The 17,756-nt window shown below is 63.6% G+C and carries 13 protein-coding genes; 3 read left to right on the top strand and 10 right to left on the bottom strand.

Annotated features, from left to right (window positions below; translation table 11 throughout):
• Positions 1–121: 121 nt before the first annotated feature.
• From B8446_RS02215 to B8446_RS02195, 6 genes are all read right to left on the bottom strand, one after another.
• The gene (locus B8446_RS02215) at positions 122–1,051 is read right to left on the bottom strand and encodes a cyclase family protein (protein ID WP_048846775.1); all 930 of its coding nucleotides are present in this window, start codon (positions 1,049–1,051) and stop codon (positions 122–124) included.
• 87 nt (positions 1,052–1,138) lie between these two features.
• A complete protein-coding gene (locus B8446_RS16685; RefSeq protein ID WP_264921732.1) occupies positions 1,139–1,267 on the bottom strand; it encodes a hypothetical protein in 129 nt (42 codons plus the stop codon).
• 241 nt (positions 1,268–1,508) lie between these two features.
• The gene (locus B8446_RS02210) at positions 1,509–2,231 is read right to left on the bottom strand and encodes an anti-sigma factor (RefSeq protein ID WP_048846773.1); all 723 of its coding nucleotides are present in this window, start codon (positions 2,229–2,231) and stop codon (positions 1,509–1,511) included.
• Positions 2,228–2,737: a sigma-70 family RNA polymerase sigma factor gene (locus B8446_RS02205; RefSeq protein WP_048846813.1), complete on the bottom strand. Its 510-nt coding sequence runs from the start codon at positions 2,735–2,737 to the stop codon at positions 2,228–2,230. Before B8446_RS02205 ends, B8446_RS02210 begins: the two co-directional genes overlap by 4 nt.
• A 311-nt stretch (positions 2,738–3,048) precedes the next feature.
• Positions 3,049–4,077, bottom strand: a complete 1,029-nt coding sequence (locus tag B8446_RS02200) for an SAM-dependent methyltransferase (RefSeq protein WP_048846770.1) — start codon at positions 4,075–4,077, stop codon at positions 3,049–3,051.
• A 148-nt stretch (positions 4,078–4,225) separates the two neighbouring features.
• Positions 4,226–5,113: an alpha/beta hydrolase gene (locus tag B8446_RS02195; protein ID WP_048846768.1), complete on the bottom strand. Its 888-nt coding sequence runs from the start codon at positions 5,111–5,113 to the stop codon at positions 4,226–4,228.
• A 65-nt stretch (positions 5,114–5,178) separates the two neighbouring features.
• Here B8446_RS02195 and B8446_RS02190 point away from each other — a divergent pair, with 65 nt between their 5' ends.
• From B8446_RS02190 to B8446_RS02180, 3 genes are read left to right on the top strand one after another with little or no spacing between them, the layout of a single operon-like run.
• On the top strand, positions 5,179–6,594 hold the full coding sequence (locus B8446_RS02190; RefSeq protein WP_241767592.1) for an NAD(P)/FAD-dependent oxidoreductase: 1,416 nt from the start codon (positions 5,179–5,181) through the stop codon (positions 6,592–6,594).
• A complete protein-coding gene (locus tag B8446_RS02185) occupies positions 6,591–7,385 on the top strand; it encodes a DUF1365 domain-containing protein (RefSeq protein ID WP_158507511.1) in 795 nt (264 codons plus the stop codon). The genes B8446_RS02190 and B8446_RS02185 overlap by 4 nt, the downstream gene beginning before the upstream one ends.
• A gap of 8 nt (positions 7,386–7,393) precedes the next feature.
• The gene (locus B8446_RS02180) at positions 7,394–8,620 is read left to right on the top strand and encodes an SAM-dependent methyltransferase (protein WP_048846806.1); all 1,227 of its coding nucleotides are present in this window, start codon (positions 7,394–7,396) and stop codon (positions 8,618–8,620) included.
• Between the two features lie 597 nt (positions 8,621–9,217).
• On the opposite strand, the gene B8446_RS02175 is transcribed toward B8446_RS02180, so the two are convergent.
• The 4 genes from B8446_RS02175 to B8446_RS02160 form a co-directional block, all read right to left on the bottom strand.
• Positions 9,218–11,548, bottom strand: a complete 2,331-nt coding sequence (locus B8446_RS02175; RefSeq protein ID WP_241767591.1) for a TonB-dependent receptor — start codon at positions 11,546–11,548, stop codon at positions 9,218–9,220.
• A gap of 805 nt (positions 11,549–12,353) precedes the next feature.
• Positions 12,354–13,631, bottom strand: a complete 1,278-nt coding sequence (locus B8446_RS02170) for an MFS transporter (RefSeq protein ID WP_158507510.1) — start codon at positions 13,629–13,631, stop codon at positions 12,354–12,356.
• Positions 13,632–13,766: 135 nt separating this feature from the next.
• A complete protein-coding gene (locus B8446_RS02165; protein WP_048846762.1) occupies positions 13,767–15,557 on the bottom strand; it encodes an FUSC family protein in 1,791 nt (596 codons plus the stop codon).
• A gap of 240 nt (positions 15,558–15,797) precedes the next feature.
• Positions 15,798–17,747 carry a S9 family peptidase gene (locus B8446_RS02160; RefSeq protein WP_048846760.1) on the bottom strand — a complete coding sequence of 650 codons (1,950 nt, stop codon included), beginning with the start codon at positions 17,745–17,747 and terminating at the stop codon, positions 15,798–15,800.
• Positions 17,748–17,756: the final 9 nt, after the last annotated feature.

Genomic DNA, 17,756 nt, shown 5'->3' with positions numbered 1-17,756 from the left:
TCAACGTGTGATTAGTGGGGTGCGCGCAGAGACGGAGAAAGGGCAGAACTTGCATCAGCCGTTCTCATTGTCGTGAAGATCGTAACATCTCGACGGGACAGACAGCCCGATTTCGACATGTCTACCTGACCCGCATGCTGGCGCGCGCGTCCCAGTGCAGCGGATGATCGGAGCGCGGCAGAGGCCCTGCCGTCTGCGCTGCGGTCGTCCCGTAGCGCCAGTCCGCAGGGCAGATGGCCACATACCGGGCATAGCCGCCGGTCCCGCCCTTGAACTTCGGATACCCGATTGCGACCAGGCATCCCGTGGGTTCGACTTCATCGAGATGCGCCAACCCTTCGGCCTGCGCATAGCCATGATGCATCAGCCAGTGCTCGCCCTCCAGCGTCGGCGTGTCATCCGTGTCCAATGGCTCATGCCCGTGAAACAAGATGTGACGTTGCAGGTGCAGGAACTGCAGGGCTGCCAGTGATACGCCCGGGAAATGTTCCTGTCGTGCCAGAGCCGGATCGGGCCAGCGTTTCGACCAGTCGGACCGCACGAAGACAACCGAGCCCTCGGGAATGCGGCCGAACCGCGCTTCGAACGCCACGACGTCCGCCGGCTGCAACTGATAGCCCGGATCATGGGCGACCTTGTCCTGCATCGGGATCACGACGAGCGGACGCAGGGTGTAGGTCGCGGGAAGCTCATCGATCGCGGGATAGTTCGGCGCCCAGTGCGCCGGCGGATCAAGCTGCGTGCCGAGCTGATCCGTCGGCAGGGTATATGTGCTCGCCTCGAAGCCCGCGCGGTCATAGGTGAAGGGTTCACCCCTGCGGGCAAACGGCGGTGTGTCGGTCGCGGCCTTCGCCCGACCGAAGACCGGTTGGCCGAACCCTGCCCAGACCGGGATATCGGGCGTGATCGTGTGCGTCAGATCGATGTATTTCGCGCCCTTGAGCGCCTGATCATAGACAGCCCAGAGCCCATCGGCGGCACGGGAGCGGCCGGCCGCGCCAAGACACGCCAGAGCCGATAAAACCGCCAGGCCTCTTGCACGTCGCCTCATCCCACACCTCCGGTTATGGTTGCTCTCGATCATGCGGCTGACCCGGCACCTGCCCGGCTTTCCGGGTTCCCGCCATGATGTCGCACGTTACCCCTCTGCCCCATATGCGCGGACATTGTTGCGCGGATGGAAGCGCGAGACGAACTCGGCCAGCGTTGCGGCAGCCGGTACACGCATGACCCGAGCCGCCGCGTCATGGAAAACCGGCACTGGCATGACGCTTCCGAATGCACGGACACTACGCCGGTCCCGATGCAACGACGCGTTCCCAAACGGCAGGCTGTCCGGGCCCAAATCTCATCATGCAACATCAAGAGATGGCAGCTCTGGAAAGCAGGATTCCGGACACCCGGACGACTGCGTTCGGCCCGCTCGCTGCCGTCTCGGGCCAAGCATCATGCAGGCGGCATCCTTGCGGACACCGTCGTTGCGCCGTCGGCGTCGCCCGCCTCGTCCATCAGCCGGGCGATGGCCCCAGACGTCCGGCATAGACCACAGGCCCTGTCGGCCGGCCCGTGCGCGAGCCGCCTTCGGGCTCCAGACTGACCATCAGCTGCGCCATGTCCGTCGTGACACGCGGGCCAACCGTAATCGGCGCATCGCCGCGCAGGATGCCCAGCGATTGCGGGACGGTCCGGCCCGCCGGCAAGATCCAGAGTTCGAAATCATGTCCTTCCCCCGCCGTGACCGGGCGCAGATTATGCACTGTCAGCCGGCCGCTGGCGGCGATGCTGACGACGAAGTCCGGCGTCGGCGCGTTTGGCACGGCCAGCGCAACGATGAATTTCGGTTCGGACGACATCGGCATGCCGCGCATCATCAGGGCAACGGCCAGGACCGCGGCCAGCGCCCCGGCAACGGCGGTCGCACCGCGCCACATGGCGATGCTCTGCCACCATGATGCCGGCTGTGATGAGGTCGCGCGAAGAGAAGCAGCCGACGGGGCATCCAGTCTCAACGTAGAAGCAATCGCCGGCCACAGGTCCGCGGGCGGCGAAACCGGATCGGCTACAACCAGCAGGGGCGCGAGCCTGTGTTCCCAGTCCTCGACAAGCGGCCTCAATGTGGCATCGCGCTCCACGCCGAGCGCTTCCTCGGGCGAGAGAAGACGCAGCACATATTCGCCGGCGAGGAGGTCGCGCGGATCGTCCGGAGGCATTCCGCCCAGCTCGCCACTCATGATTCGAGGCATCCGCGCAGGCTCTGCAACGCGCGGCGGATCCACGACTTGACCGTGCCGAGCGGGGCTGCAAAGCGCCGGGACAGATCCACATGCGTGCAGCCGTCGAGATAGGCCGACAGAACGAGCGCGCGCTGCCGCGGATCGAGCTCATCCAGGCAGCGATACAGCGCACGCCCTTCATCAGAGGTCTGCAAACGTTCCAGCGGTGTCGGGTCCGGGTCGATTTCCTCGGGCACAGGGGCACCGATATCCTCGCGCGCGGTACGACGCAGCGCATCGATCGCCCGATACCGCAGCATCGTCCCGAGCCATGCGGCGGCATGTCCGCGTCGGGGATCGAACTGCCGTGCCTTCTCCCAGACCTCGACGAATGTGTCATGGACGGCATCCGACGCCGCACCCGGCTGGCGCAGGAGACGCATGGCCAGTCCATAGAGGCGGGGCGCCTGCGCATCGTAGAGCGCGCGGAACGCCACGCGATCCCCGACGGCAATACGTGTCATCAGACGATCAAGGGTCGCGTCCGCCGTTGCACTCAAGGTTGGTATTCTCTTTCCATATGGATGCCGGGAATTATCTGGACGGCGGCCATGACCCGCGCGTTTCAGCTTCCGGAAACGCGCGGGGCGGCGCCTTGATCCCTGATCGAAGGGATCATAACGCCGCTGTTTCAGCAAGCACGTGCGGCAGGGCAGATAACGGGCTGAAACCGATCGGAAAGCATCGCCGGTCGTGCCCCGCACCAGAGCGTTCGTTCCGCCCGGCAAGACAGGCTTCGTGAAAGCTCCATCGTGCAATCCGATATCAGTCGTCCTTACGCTGACGGACGCAGCCGGTAGTGGCTGACGCCCCATGCCCGGCCTTTCCGATGTCCGAACAGGCCCGCCGTCGCCAGCAGGAACAGGCGCCAGCGCCGACGCCAGAGCGCTGCATCATCGGCATAGACATCGTGCAGGATCTGGCCGATTTCGTCGTGCGCTGCATCATATCGTGCCAGCCAGTCCAGCGCCGTATGGCGATAATGGCGTCCATTCCAGCGCCATGACTGTTCAACCGTGAACAGGTCCGGAAATTGAGCCATCAGGTCGTGGCTGGGCATGATGCCGCCCGAGAAAAAGTGCCGGGCGATCCAGTCGTCCTCATTGTCGCGCAGGAAGCGATAGGGCGCATGCGCGTGCGTGAACACATGGATGAACGCGCAACCATCGGGTTTCAGCCAGCTTCGCGCACGGGTCAGGAGCGCGCGCCAGTTGGCCATGTGCTCGAACATCTCGACGGACACGATCCGGTCGAAACGTTCGGGTGTCGCGAAGACGTTCATGTCCGCCGTCACCACGGTGAGATTATCGAGCCCTTCCGCCCGCGCGCGGGCTTCGATCGACAGGCGCTGGGCTGCGGCATTGGACACGGCCGTGATCCGGGCATTCGGAAACCGTCTCGCCATCCACAGGCTCAATGAGCCCCAGCCACATCCGAGCTCCAGAATGGACTGCCCGTCGGCAAGGGCCGCGTGTTCGGCAGTAAGCCTCAAGGCAGCCTCTTCGGCATCCGCCAGCGTGGCCTCTGCGTGAGTATAAAAGCAGCAGGAATATTTCCGGGCCGGGCCGAGCATCAGCTCGAAGAACCGCGCTGGCAGTTCATAATGCTGTTCATTGGCGAGATCGGCATGCTCCGCGATCGGATACTTCGCCATGTCATCTGCAAATCTTGCGACATCGGCGCGGCGATCGCCTGAAAGCGCGCGATCGGTGCGGGCGACGAGCAGACCGATCACGGCGCGCGATATGGCATCGGGCAACGGAAACCGTTCGAACGCCACGGTTGCGTGTGAGAGAAGAGACATGATCAGCCCCCTGGAGTGCGCAGTGACGCACGAGGTTAAGACAGGACTTCGATTGGCAAGACAGCGATCTGGAGAGACGCAGCAAGGCCGCTGCATCCTGGCATGCGACCACGCTCCACAGCACCTCGATGGGCAATCAGGACCGCGCTCATCCTGCGGCCACGCCGTCATCCGCCAGGAACGCCACGCAATCGCGCAAGGTGGGCGCCAGAAAACGCAGGACCAGCGCGATCGCACCGATAATTTCGCGATGGCCGACGCCGGGATAAAACCGCGTCTCCACACGGGCCCCCGCTGCCTGAAGACGGGCGGCCAGCCTGCGCGTGTTGCCCGGGTCCACGACCGTGTCGGCCGTGCCGGCCATCAGCAGCATGGGCGGGCTGCGAATATCGGCGAACGTGACCGGTTGTGTTGCGGCAGGTGCCATGCCATCGCCTGATGCGCCGAAGACACGACGCAGTTCCTCGCTGTGCAGCGGCAGGAAGTCATACGGTCCGGCCAATCCGACCATGCTGTGAATGTCGCGCCGTGGCGCCAATCCGAACGCGCCAAGGTAATCCGGCGCCAGCGCCAGCATGGCCGCGTTGTAGGCGCCGGCGGAATGCCCCAGCAGCCTCGGCATGCCGGCGCCTCCGTATTGGTCAGCCTCACGCCGGGTCCAGGCGAACGCCCGCGCGCAGTCTTCGAGGAAAACCGGAAAGCGGACGGCCGGATACAGCCTGTAGTCCGGAATGACAGTCAGAAACCCGCGAGCCGCGAAGGCCGTGCCGACGAAACGATACATCGCCCGGCTGCCGCTGTCCCAGTTCCCGCCATACAGAAACATCAATGCAGGATGAGGCCCGGCAGACGCGGGCACATACACATCAAGGCGGTGCCGAGGATCGGGGCCATAGGCAATGTCACGCTCGATGCGACATTTTCCGGCCAGCACGTTGAGCATTTCGACCGGAGAATATCCGGCTCCCAACAACGCCGTACCTATCCCCGTGGCCCCAAGTATCCGATGCCGCGCGAACAGTGCTCGCAACGTCATCACGTTCCGTTTCGGAAAATTTTCATCCGCATCTCATCCAAACACCCGGTTGCCACGTAACGCTCATGAACGACAACGCCGGGCGCATGATCGCGCAGGCGTATCATGTCTACGGCGGAGATGGCCTCTTGGATGCAGAACGACGACGGATCGCGGTCATTGGCAGTGGAATAGGCGGCCTATCCTGCGCCTGGCTCCTGTCGAAGACCCATGCCGTGACCGTCCATGAGGGGGCGGGCCGTCTGGGTGGTCACAGCAATACCGTGTCGGTGCCTGATCCCGATGGTCCGATTCCGGTCGATACGGGCTTCATCGTCTATAACGAGCAGACCTATCCCAATCTGAGCGCGCTGTTCGCCCATCTGAACGTTGCGACCAAGCCTGCGGACATGTCTTTGTCTGTCTCGCGCGGGACAGGGCTGTCAGGCCTCGAATATTCCGGCACCGGCCTTGCAGGGCTGTTCGCACAGAAACGCAACCTCCTGCGCCCGCGCTTCTGGTCCATGCTGAGCCAGACGCTGCGGTTCTACCGGCAATCCGGACACCTGACGCGCGCGACGACGGACCCGTCCGAAACCCTGGGCACGCTGCTCGATCGCAACGGCTACGGCCGCACGATGCAGCGCGATCATCTGTTGCCCATGGCAGCCGCGATCTGGTCCTGCAGCCCGGCATCCGTGCGGGACCAGCCTGCCCTCGCCTTTCTCCGCTTCTGCACAAACCATGGCCTGCTGCAGCTGCGCGGCCGACCGCAGTGGCGCAGTGTGTTGGGCGGCTCGCGCGTCTATGTCGAGCGGCTGGCCGAGGACATCCGCGCAGCACCCGGATCGACCATTCGCTGTCATGCGCCGGTCCACGCAATCGAACGCTTCGCGGACCATGTTCTTGTGCATGGCCCCGACGGAGCCCGGTCCTACGACGACGTCGTGATCGCCACCCATGCACCGGATGCCCTCGCGCTGCTCGCCGATCCCTTGCCACAGGAACAGACAATCCTCGGCGCTCTGCGCTATGGCCCCAATACGGCCATCCTCCATGAAGACCCATCGATGATGCCGAGACATCGCGCGGTCTGGTCGAGCTGGAACGTCAAGGGCGGAAACAGCGGCCAGGAAGCGCCCTGCGTGACCTACTGGATGAACAGGTTGCAGCACATCCCCGGCGAGCGGCAGTTCTTTGTCACCCTGAACCCCGACACGTTGCCCGAACGGATCATTGCCCGGTTCTCGTATGAGCATCCCCTATTCGATACGGAAGCCCTGCGCGCGCAGAATACCCTCTGGGATCTGCAGGGGCAGCGGCGAACATGGTTTTGCGGTGCCTATTTCGGCGCCGGATTTCACGAGGACGGTCTTCAGGCGGGCCTCGCCGTCGCGGAAGCGCTCGGCGGCGTACGACGCCCATGGCAGGTCGCCGACGAATCCGGCCGCATCCCGACGCCACGGTTCGTGCCGATTGCCGCGCGCAAAGCAGCCGCATGATGGAAGCCGACTGCCTCTACGACATGACCGTGACGCATGTGCGGCACCGTCCCGTGCGCCATGCCCTGCGCTACCGGATTTTCATGACCCTGCTGGATCTGGACCGTCTGACCGATACGGCAAGACAATGCCGCCTGTTCTCCGTCGGGCGTTTCAATCTGCTCGGCCTGAACCCCGCCGATCACGGCACCGGCCCCGGCATCGATACGCCCGCGGCTTTGAAGCGCTGGGTCCAGGGCCTCGCTACCGCCGAAGGGGTTGATCTCGCGGGCGGCCGCGTCATCCTGTGCTGCATGCCGCGCGTTCTCGGCTACGCCTTCAATCCGATCTCGTTATATTTCTGCACGGATGCCGCCAACACGCTGCGTGTCGTGGCCTATGAAGTGCACAACACGTTCGGCCAGCGTCATGTCTATCTGGCAGACGTTGCACGGGGTGACATGCGGCCCGGACCGATGCGGCATCACGCACCCAAACGCTTCCACGTGTCGCCGTTCATGCCGATGGAAATGGGCTACCGCTTCACCCTCGCGCGTCCCGGGCGTCGTTTTGCGCTTTCGATCCGGGGCGAAGCCGCAGAAGACGGCACAGCTGTGATCGATGCGGTCATGACCGGCGAACGTCGTCCATTGTCGGATGCGCAGATCCTGCGCGCCGTCGCCCGCATGCCCCTGCTGGGCATCAAGGTCGTCGCGGCCATCCATTGGGAGGCGCTGAAACTCTGGCGAAAGAAACTCCGCTTCCACCGGGCGCCCCCGCCTCCCTCCAACGTCGTGACGATGGGTTCCTGACCATGTCGATGTCGATTGTTCCCACGGCTCGTCAGGATGGCGCTGCTCAGGTCCTGACCCGCGGCCGGCCGCTGGGCTCGCGCATTGCCCGGCATTTGCTGAAGCGCCTATCTGAAGGCCATCTCAGCCTGACACTGCCCGATGGCACTGTCATGGAGACGCCCGAGGGGCGCGGCGGCCCCCGGGCCGTGCTGATCGTGCATCGCTGGCGCGCGATGACGTCATTCCTGATCAGCGGCGATGTCGGACTTGCCGAAGCCTATCTTCGCGGGGACTGGGATACGCCCGACCTCGTGGCCCTGATCACGCTCGGTGCGCTGAACGAGCGGCGCGGACATGCCCTGCGCGGCTGGACGCCGGTGCGGCTGCTCCAGACGATTGCCCATGCACGCAACCGCAACACGCGTCGCGGCAGCCGGCGCAATATCGAGGCCCATTATGACCTTGGCAACGCATTCTATGAGAAATGGCTCGACCAAGGCATGAGTTATTCGTCCGCGCTTTATGCCGACAGCACACAAGCGCTCGAAGTGGCCCAGATCGCCAAGCAGGATCGGGTGCTGACCCTGCTCGATCTGCCGAAGCCCGCGGATGTACTCGAGATCGGATGCGGCTGGGGCGCGCTTGCCGCGAGAATTGCGGAACAGGGCCATCGTGTCACGGGTGTCACGCTGTCGCATGAGCAGCTTGCCTATACCCGAAATCGTCTGGCCGAAGCGGGCCTGAACGGTCAATGCGACATGCGCCTTCAGGATTATCGGGAAATATCCGAGCAGTTCGATGCCGTCGTTTCAATCGAGATGTTCGAGGCCGTGGGCGTCCAATATTGGGAGACGTATTTTCAGAGTTTATGGGCCTGTCTGAAACCGAGCGGCACTGCGCTTCTGCAGGTCATCACGATTTCCGAGGAACGCTACGTCAATTATCGCAAGACGCCAGACTTCATTCAGCTTCACATATTCCCGGGCGGAATGCTGCCATCCGTCCCGGCCCTGCGCCGCGAAATCGCCGCAGCCGGGCTCGTTCTCGATCACGAGGAATATTTCGGCCTCAGCTATGCCCGAACGCTGGCCGAATGGGCCAGCCGCTTCGAGATCGCATGGCCCGATATCGCCGCCATGCGCTTCTCCGAAGAATTTCGGAGAAAATGGCGTTTCTATCTCGCCTATTGTGAAGCCGGATTTCGCACTGGTGCGCTCGATGTCGGTCTTTTCCGCATGACGCGCCCGCTGTAGAGCGACGCGGCATGATCCATCACCGTGCAGCCCGGTGGCTGTGTCGGCTGTCCTGTCCCGGCTGTTCACGCTGCTGCATTCTGTCCTACATGCTGTAAAACTTAAAGGCTGTGGGGCAGACACCTGTCCCTATGCACACGCAGCAGCAACGGCTTTCCGTCTTAATCGGTATGCAGCCCATGGTCGCAGCTCAAGCCGATTATCGTGCCCCATCGTCATGTAACGGAAAAATCCTGACGGCACGACGCTTGTGGCAAGCGGCGCATTTTCCTCCTCGGCCCATCCTCTCGCACCATGCAGGACAACTCGAACTGCCTCAACCCTGGAGCCATGAGAGGAAAGCGCGAGGCACCAGTCCGGCATGGTTTTGCAGCATCACCTGACGACGTCTTCCAACATGCGCAGGCTGCTGATCAAACACAAAGACGGGCAGAGCCGGAATTCGAGCCACTCTTGAGGCTCAGATCCCCTCGAAACCCGTCGTCGGCAATGCATCAGAGGCGGCCAATCGCGAATGCGAGACGCGACGGAAGCGCGCGATGGCTTGCGTGTCGAGGTCAGGACCATTCGGAAAATGCACGATGCCGGGCTCTCAGGTCAGAAGCCCGCACTGATGGTTCCGAAAAACTGACGCGGCGCGCCCATCAGGAAATAATTGTAGCCGGTATTGACGAAGTTGTTTCCGAGCTCGTTCGTCGTCGCGATATAGGTCTTGTTCGCAAGGTTGTAGATGTTGAAACCGGCCGTGACATGCTTCAACGGCCCGGCATCGCCGAACACGTAGCGCGTGCCGAAATTTGCGAGAAAATAACCCGGTGCATGAAGATCGTTGGTGTAGGTCAACTCACGATGGGACAGGTATGATCCATCGACATGAACTTCCAGCCCCCCGATACGGTAGGTGATGTTCCCCTTGTACATGAACTGCGGATAATTCGGCACAAGCTTGCCTTGTGTCGGCTCGACGCCTGTTGCCGTCACCACATCCTGATCGAAGGTCGAATGGGCATAGGAAAACGAATTGTAGATCGAAAGTCCTGTCGCCGGCCGCAATGTGACGCTCGCTTCAGCCCCGTTGGTCGTGACTCCACCGACATTCTGAACGGCCGTAATCGGATGAATGGCCGCGCCAGTGGTAATCAGCTGCAAACGGTTCGAGAAATTGATGCGATACAGTGAACCGAGCGCACTGATGAACGGGCTCGTATAGCGGTAGCCGCCTTCATAAACCCAGTCCGTCTCCGGCCGCAGGTTCGCGGCCGTGGACTGGAACGCGGCCTGGCTCGTGGTCCAGGGCGTTGCCGACACGTTCGTATTGTAGCCGTCTTCGGGAAAGGCGCGCATGTTGTGCGACACATCGAAAAACAGCTCATGATGCGGCAGGAAGCGCCAGTTCGCCGACACCTGCGGCAGAAAGGCGTTCGATGCCTCGAGGTGCCCTTGCGCAATCGCCGTGCCGTTCAGGGCAAGATCCTGCGTCGGCACGCTGTTGCCGGCATTCACGATCATCGACTTGAAGCCGGCATTAACCGTGAGGTTCTTCAGGATCTGATACGTATCCTGCAGGTGGAAAACGAACGTATTGGACGAGAACGCCTCCTGCCATGCAGTTGCAAACACGTCCGCTGACGGAAATCCGCCCGTGGGATTGCCAAGCGTCCCCTGGCCGAGCAAGGGCGCTTGTGAAAAATAGCGTGCCTCGGTGAAATTTCCGTATTCGTACCAGACGCCGGCATTGATGCGGTTGCCGGCAATTGAGTAGGTCGCCGCCGTTTCAAAGCCGCCACGTGCGATGCCCGGCGTCTGGATGCGCTGCGACAGCGGCGCCCCGTTCGGAGAGGGCATGTAGGGCGTCGACCATGTGCTGTAACCCGCGTCATCATGCGCATACAGCGTGGTCTTCCAGTTCAGTCGATCGGTCAGGTTTTCATCGAGCGTGATCCCGCCCAAATAATCCACGCGATTGGCCGTGCCCGCATAATAGGCTGCATCGAAGGGATCGTTCGTCTTCAGCAGTGCGGGCCGATAACTGCCGAGAGCAGCACCATAAGCAGCCGAATAGTCCGGGTAGTAGTTCGCAAGATCGGGGCCGACCGTATGGAGGTAGTTCATGGTCATGTCCTGGTAATCGAACTGCTGGATCGAGCTCCAGTCGAAGAACGCCTTCAGGGATGAATTGTGCGCAAGCGGCTGGACGATCTTGGCGTTGACCTGATCCGAATGATCGTATCCCGCCCCTTTCCACAGATTGCCGTTCAGCCGTGCATAGGACACCGAAAAGCGCGTACCTTGTGTGTTGAGGTCGCCACTGTCCAGCCGGACGAACGTTCTGAAGGTGGAATTGCTGCCGAACGTCTGGCTGATCGCGCCGCCGCGCTGATGCGAAGGATCGAGAGAATGGATTTCGATCGCGCCGCCGAGATTGCTGGTGGATGCGACATCAATCGCGCCAGCGCCCTGCGAGACGTCCACACCTGCCACGTTGTCGGAGATAATCGCCCGCGCAACACTCAGGCCGTTGTAATTGTTGAATTGCTGATCACCCAAGGGCACGTCGTCGAGCGTGAAGCCGAGCTGCGCCTGGCTGAAACCGCGCATGAAAATCTGGCTCGAATATTCGTAGGCCCCGAACGGGTCGGCGGACTGATACACGACCCCGGGAAGCTCGCTCAGGACTTTCAGAGGCGACGTTCCGGGAACGCTCTGCTGCATCATGCCACGCGTGATGCTGGTCATCTGGCGCGTGGAGCCGTGTCCGAACACGGTGATCGCCTCGTCCCGGACAGGCGGCGGCGCGTGGCGGGCCGACGCGGCGGCAGGCTTCTGGCGGTAGCCCGGATGCGATGCGGCGTGAGACGTGTCCGGCGGTGCGGCAATGGCGGCAGTCGCCGTCGCAAGGCCTGCCAGAGCGCTCGTAAGCCTGAGCATCCGCCGGAAAGTCATCCTGGTATTCCTTGTCGAGGTGATATCGGCAGCGCTCGGATCGCATCGGATCCAATATGAAGTCAAACTTTGTCGCGAATTCAGGAAATCAGTGATCCGGATTTTGTTGATGCAGAAGACGACATCGGAAAAACCGCTCTGTAACGGCTGTATATGGCCCCGGGTTTCACCAGCACGCACAGGGGAAACCTGTTCCCGATGGGCGGCCTTTCAAGCCATCCTGTCAAGCTTGCCCGACATAACTGCGACCAGACCTTTCACGATGCCGGTCGCATCCGAAATGGACACGACTTCGCCCCTGATCGTTTTTTACAAGTAACCTCTCCGTCCGGAAAGCGTCCGAACAGCAGCGGTCCTGCTTGGCCCCTTTTCAAAGGCCGCCTGACCGTCGCCATTCCTCATGAAAGACAACATGCTGCCATCCTTTCAGGCAGCTGGCATGGCACGTTCGACCGAACTCACGATCTCCGATATGAGACCATTTTTTCCGGAATGCGATCCAGCGTGCCTGCGCTTAACCCGAACGGATTGGCGGCCTGCCTGCGCACAACCAAAGCCTCATGACTGATTACGCGGCGCCGAACGATTGGGGGGGCGCACACGCCGATGCACGACTGCGCACCCATTGATGCCATGAGCATGGCTAGATGGTTTGCAATCATGCGGTGATGAAGACCGCAGGCCATAGATCGGCCGAAATCTCTGGCTCCGGCGTCCGACCGGCCGCAGCAGGTCGGACCCCTTAAACGGGCCGGGCCTCCAGTCAGCTCTGCAAACAGGTCCTCTGCCCTCAGGGCTTTTCGACCGAGCGCAGACCGAAATGGTAGACGCCTGCGCAGACGATACCGACCGCGCAGGCCGTGAGCATGGACGGCCCGAATGAACCGAAGCGATCCGCCAGCGCCCCGGTCACGGCAGGGGCCAGTGCGCCACCAAACGAGCCGCCCGTGTTCTGGATCGCCTCAAGGGTCGCAACCCGGTGCTCGGAGGCGATCACCGTCCCCAACGTCCAGCCGCAGCTCATCGCAAGGCCGCCGGCGAACAGGGCAATCGCCATCAGAAACATCGACAGGCCGAGCCCGAGCGGCAGCGCCGTAAGCCCCGTCACGACGGCGGCCACCAGCATCGCCCACACCACCGGGCGCCGACATGCATCCAGCGCGCTGAATCCGCGTCTCATCAACCAGTCGCTCAGGGTTCCGCCTGCAAGGCAGCCCACGAACCCGCAGATCTGGGGCAATGCGGACAACAATCCCGCATTGCGGGCAGACACATGCTGTGTCGCCTCGAGCCATGCCGGCAACCAGGTTCCGTAAAGCCAGGTGACGTAGATCACGCCTGCGAATCCGATCGTCACCACCCAGGTGGCGCGACGCTGCAGGAGATATCCAAGATCGCCGGAAACGACCGGCCCGACGGAGGCCGGTGGCGCGGCAGACCCGGCGGCGAATGCGCGGCGCGCCTCCGCCGTCGGATGCATCGCGGTTGGATCGCGATAGAAGGCGATCCAGACGACGGCGAGCGCGAGGCTTGCCACGCCGATTGCGACCGACATGCCGCGCCAGCCCCAGACCGCCATGATCCCGAGCAGAAGCGGTGGCGCCAGCGCGGGACCCAGGGCCGCAGAGCCATTGAACAGTCCGATGACCGCGCCCCGGTCCTGTGGCGGATACCACCGCACGAGTGCGCGCGTTCCGGCGAGAAACAGGGGCGCTTCACCCAGACCCAGCAGGGCGCGACATGCGAACAGTCCGAAGACGCTGCCAACCAGCCCGAACGCGATCTGCGCGCCCGACCATACCACCAGCCCGACGCCCAGAAAGCTGCGCGCGCTCGTGCGATCGGCGATCAGTCCCATGGGAATCTGGCAGACGAGATAGGCCCACGCGAAAACCGACAACAGCCAACCCATCTGCGTATAGGACAATCCGAGCGACGCCATGACGGCCGTGTTGCCGACGGACAGGGCGGCGCGGTCCACGTAGCTGATGCACCCCGCAGCGACCAGGAGACCGACCGTGGCACGGCGTTGCGCGACCATGCGGCCGAGGGACGCAGGACCCGTCACGACAGGGCTCGCATCTGCGGCCGGCGTGCCATTTCGATCAAGACGCGCACCCCGCATCCAAGGCAGGCGGGGACGGATCGAGAGAACCGCCGCGAAGGAAACCCGGATCTGCGTGGGGTCCCAGCATAGGACATATCAGCGGCGCGACAACGCCTCGTGCCGCACGACCTCGGGCGCTGCATCGTCCGGGTCTTCCGGACACAGGGCCAGACAGGCCCTGACGGCGCGGAGGTCATCGGCCAGTCGTGCAAGGCCGCTCCCGCTCGACTCCAGCATCGCAAGTCGCCCATGGAGCACGCGGATCGCATCGGACGCCTGCGTCGGGGACAGTAGACGGTCCGGCTCCGTGATCCAGCAGGCACACAGCGTGGCATAGCCGAGATCGGCCAACGCCACCTCGACCTCATGCCATGAGGCCAGCGACGGATCGTCCTCGGATGCCTGGGTCAGCACGGCCAGCGTGGTCAGAAGCTCGTATTGGAGCACGACGCGTGCATGGATGCCGGCGGTCTGCTTCTCCACGCCCGCTGCCAGGCAGCCGAGCAGGCGTTCGATCGCGAGATAACTGCGCAGGAACCGCACACGGGTGATGCGGCGCGGCGTACGCAGGCTCGTGCACCATGTCACGGCGATTGCGACGCTCACCCCGATCAGGGTCTCGATCAGCCGGTCCGCCATGAGCCGCGTGACCGAGCCTGCCTGCCCGGCGGCCTCGATCGACAGCAGCGCCATCGGTGTAACGAAGATGATGCCCAGCGCGTAGTTGCGGGCCACGAGCTGGAACTGGACGACGATGCACACGACGGTTGCGGCAATGATCCAGGATTCCCCCGGATGACATGCAAGGATCGCGGCCACGATCCCAAGCCCGAGCAACGTGCCGACGCCGCGATGCAGCGCGCGTGTCGTCGTGGCCAGACGTCCGATCCAACGATGCAGGACGAGGGTCGCGGAGAGGATGGCCCAGTACGGATGACCGAGCTGGAGCGCCTGCGTCAGCACACCTGCGATTGCACCGGCCAGTCCGACCCGGCTCGCCGTAAACCAGGCGACCGAGTCACGACAGAAATTCGCGCGGAACAGCCACCACAGCGTCGGCCGTCCCCTCAGGGCCGGGGTGTCGGTGCCAACCTGATCCGGCGTGATGTGAGGATAGACGTTGCGCACCATCTGCAACGACAGGCGCCGGTTGACCGATGCCATCCGCGCGAGATGGGCCACGCGGCACCCAAAGGGGCCGCCACCCGCCGCACGCAGGACCAGCCAGCCTCGGTTGACGGCAGCATAGGCTGCATGGCGCCTGCGCGAGTGATCGGCCGCAGTTCGGTCACGTGCCGCTTCGGCGCAGAAGGCCGTTACCTCGATCTCGGCATTCGAGACGATGCGTTCTTCCGGCCCATGGATCTTCGGGATCAGCGCCAGCACCGTCAGGAAGCCCGCAAACAGGCCGGCAAACCCGGTGATGACCGTGACCTGCGGCCCGATGGTGCCGAACTGCCCGAGATAGCTGCCGATCGCAGCCGCATAGAACAGGTTCAGGGGACCCGGACCACGCGTCAGGACGAACGAGTAGTAACCGGTCGTCATGACGAGGATCAGCGCGACGACGACCGGCACCGTCAGTATGTGATATGGCGCGATCAGGACGCCGAGCGCCATCGTGGCGGTCATGACGGAACTGACCGTGAGCGCACAGCGCAGCCGCGCCCAGAGCGGCCGATCGGCCTCCCATTCCGCGACCATGGCGCCGAACAGCGCGGTCGGCCCCAGATGCGGGCCGAAGACTGCGACCGCTGTCACCAGCGTCAGGGACGAGACAAGACCCGCCATGAACAGCGCACGCGTCAGGCCCGGCGGCAGGACATTCAGCGAGAAAAACCGGTGCCTGATCTGCGACAGGATGGGAAAGGGCGCCAGAAGGCGCAAGGCGGGAGACCTCCGGAAGGATCGGTTGCGCCCCCCATTACTGGCGCGACGCCCGCCCGATTACCACCGCCCTACCCCTCGCGCGAGATCACAAGGAACGGAATCGTGCGCGAAAGGTCACACACCCCTGCGCACGCGTCGCCCCGACGGCGCAGCTTTTACACGGCCTGTTCGGACCGCAAGGCCGGGGACGCCGGCCCATGGGCATGACCCCTTGTGCGCTGGCAAAAGAGGGTGGTTTCAGCCCTTCTTCGGCTTCAGGTATGTGTCGAACCAGGCAATCGTGCGGTTCATCGCATCATGCCAGTCGGCCTGCTTGTGCATGCCGTGTCCTTCGCCGGCATAGATCACGAGGCTGGTCGGCACGCCCAGCGTCCGGAGCGCGTGATAGAACTCCTCCGACTGCGGCGGGGGGCATTCCTCGTCGTTGGCGCCGACATAGACGAAAGTCGGCGTATGCGTGTGCTTGATGAACGTGATCGGCGACGACTTCGCATAGATGTCGGGATCGTCGTAGACGGATGCGCCGAAGAACGGGATCAGCCAGGAATCGATCCCGTTCTCGCCATAGTAGGACTGCCAGTTCGAGATGCCGCCGCCCGCGACGGCCGCCTTGAAACGGTCGGTCTGGGTGACAGTCCACATCGTCATGTAGCCGCCATAGGAATACCCGGTGACGCCCAGATGCGCATCATCGATGGGCGCAAGCTTCTCGGCGGCGTCAATGCCGGTCAGAACGTCGCGCAGGTCGCCGTGACCGAAATCGCGCCGGTTGGCGGCGGTGAAAGCCTCACCCTGCCCGTAGCTGCCACGCGGGTTCGGCTCGAAGACATCATAGCCCGCGTTCACCAGCCGCGTGACTTCGCCGCTGGCCGCGACATAGGCCTGCTCGTTCGACGAGGACGGGCCGCCATGGATCTCCGTGATCATCGGGCGTTTGGTCGCGCCGTCGGAACTGACCGGCGTCAGCAGCCAGCCCTGCACCGAGAACCCGTCATTGGTCCATGTCACGTTCTGCGCATGGACCTGCGGCTTGAGCGCTGCATTGGCGTGCGTCAGAGCGCTCCACTGTCCGATCGGGCCGCTCCACAGCTCGGGCGCCTTGGTGAAGTTCTGGCGGATGGCCACCGTCTGGCCCTTCGCGCACAGCAGCGCCGGCTCGCGATAGGAGTTGGCGGTCAGCAGATCATCCCCGGTCCACAGCGCGCGTGGCGCACCGTTGCCCAGAGACCAGAATGCGGTCTGCGCACCGGCGATGCCCGATGCGGTCAGCCCATCCGCACAGCCATAGGAGAGATTGGTGACGGTTGCCTTGATCCCCGGCGTCAGGTTGACAGGCTTCGCCTGCGGGTCCGTCAGCGACATCTGGTAGGCATCGCCGCCGAAGAACCCGAAATCGCTCATCAGGCCGCCGATGAAGGCGACCGACTGCCCGTCCGGTGCCACGCGCGGCACGCCGATCTGCTGCTGGGGCGGCGGCGCATACAGATCGTGCGCCTGACCGCCCGAGAACGCATACAGATGCGCGATCCACCAGTGATCGTCGCCGTTGCCATGAGCCGCGGTGCCCACGAAACCGGGCGTGGCACCCGGGCGCCAGTCATATTCGTAGACATAGAGATCCGCCGGAGACTGCCAGACCAGATGGCCGTTCTCGATGGTCGCGATCCGCTGCTCGTCCTCATGCGCGCCGATCTCACCGGTCTGCGCGGTTCCCGCCTGCAGCGCGCCCGGTTCGCGCCTGGCGCCGGCGATCGCGAGCACCGCGAGCTTCCCGTCCGGCCCATAGCGCAGGTTCTGCAATGTGCCGTCGAAGGCCAGCAGCTTCGTCAGATGACGACCTGCGGCATCGACACTGTAGACGAAGCGCTGATGCTGCTTCGGATCATGCAGCACGAAGGCCAGCGCCGCGCCATCGGGGCGCCATGTCGGGCTGCTGACCGTGCCGTTCGGCAGGCTGACCGACACGGGAGCACCATGTCCCTGCCCCGCGCGGATCAGCAGGTGAAGCGTCGGCTCCTTGTCATCGCCTGCGATGCTGTCGTGTTCGACGCTTGCCAGATGCGAACCGTCGGACGACAGGGCGAGCGTGCCGAAGGCATGCGTAACGATCGGCGCCGCATGGGCCGCGGCCGAGAAGCAGAGAGTGGCCAGCAGCGCTGCGCGGGCGGACAGTTTCGGGGAAAACACGCAGTCAGA

This window comes from Tanticharoenia sakaeratensis NBRC 103193 (assembly GCF_000963885.1).
Taxonomy (GTDB): Bacteria; Pseudomonadota; Alphaproteobacteria; order Acetobacterales; family Acetobacteraceae; genus Tanticharoenia; species Tanticharoenia sakaeratensis.
This window is presented reverse-complemented; position numbering and strand designations above follow the sequence as displayed.

What these genes read in the sequence shown, in the direction of transcription:
- B8446_RS02215 (WP_048846775.1), bottom strand. Translation starts at nt 1,051, where the DNA reads ATGAGGCGACGTGCAAGAGGCCTGGCGGTTTTATCGGCTCTGGCGTGT.
- B8446_RS16685 (WP_264921732.1), bottom strand. Translation starts at nt 1,267, where the DNA reads ATGCCAGTGCCGGTTTTCCATGACGCGGCGGCTCGGGTCATGCGTGTA.
- B8446_RS02210 (WP_048846773.1), bottom strand. Translation starts at nt 2,231, where the DNA reads ATGAGTGGCGAGCTGGGCGGAATGCCTCCGGACGATCCGCGCGACCTC.
- B8446_RS02205 (WP_048846813.1), bottom strand. Translation starts at nt 2,737, where the DNA reads ATGACACGTATTGCCGTCGGGGATCGCGTGGCGTTCCGCGCGCTCTAC.
- B8446_RS02200 (WP_048846770.1), bottom strand. Translation starts at nt 4,077, where the DNA reads ATGTCTCTTCTCTCACACGCAACCGTGGCGTTCGAACGGTTTCCGTTG.
- B8446_RS02195 (WP_048846768.1), bottom strand. Translation starts at nt 5,113, where the DNA reads ATGACGTTGCGAGCACTGTTCGCGCGGCATCGGATACTTGGGGCCACG.
- B8446_RS02190 (WP_241767592.1), top strand. Translation starts at nt 5,179, where the DNA reads ATGAACGACAACGCCGGGCGCATGATCGCGCAGGCGTATCATGTCTAC.
- B8446_RS02185 (WP_158507511.1), top strand. Translation starts at nt 6,591, where the DNA reads ATGATGGAAGCCGACTGCCTCTACGACATGACCGTGACGCATGTGCGG.
- B8446_RS02180 (WP_048846806.1), top strand. Translation starts at nt 7,394, where the DNA reads ATGTCGATTGTTCCCACGGCTCGTCAGGATGGCGCTGCTCAGGTCCTG.
- B8446_RS02175 (WP_241767591.1), bottom strand. Translation starts at nt 11,548, where the DNA reads ATGCTCAGGCTTACGAGCGCTCTGGCAGGCCTTGCGACGGCGACTGCC.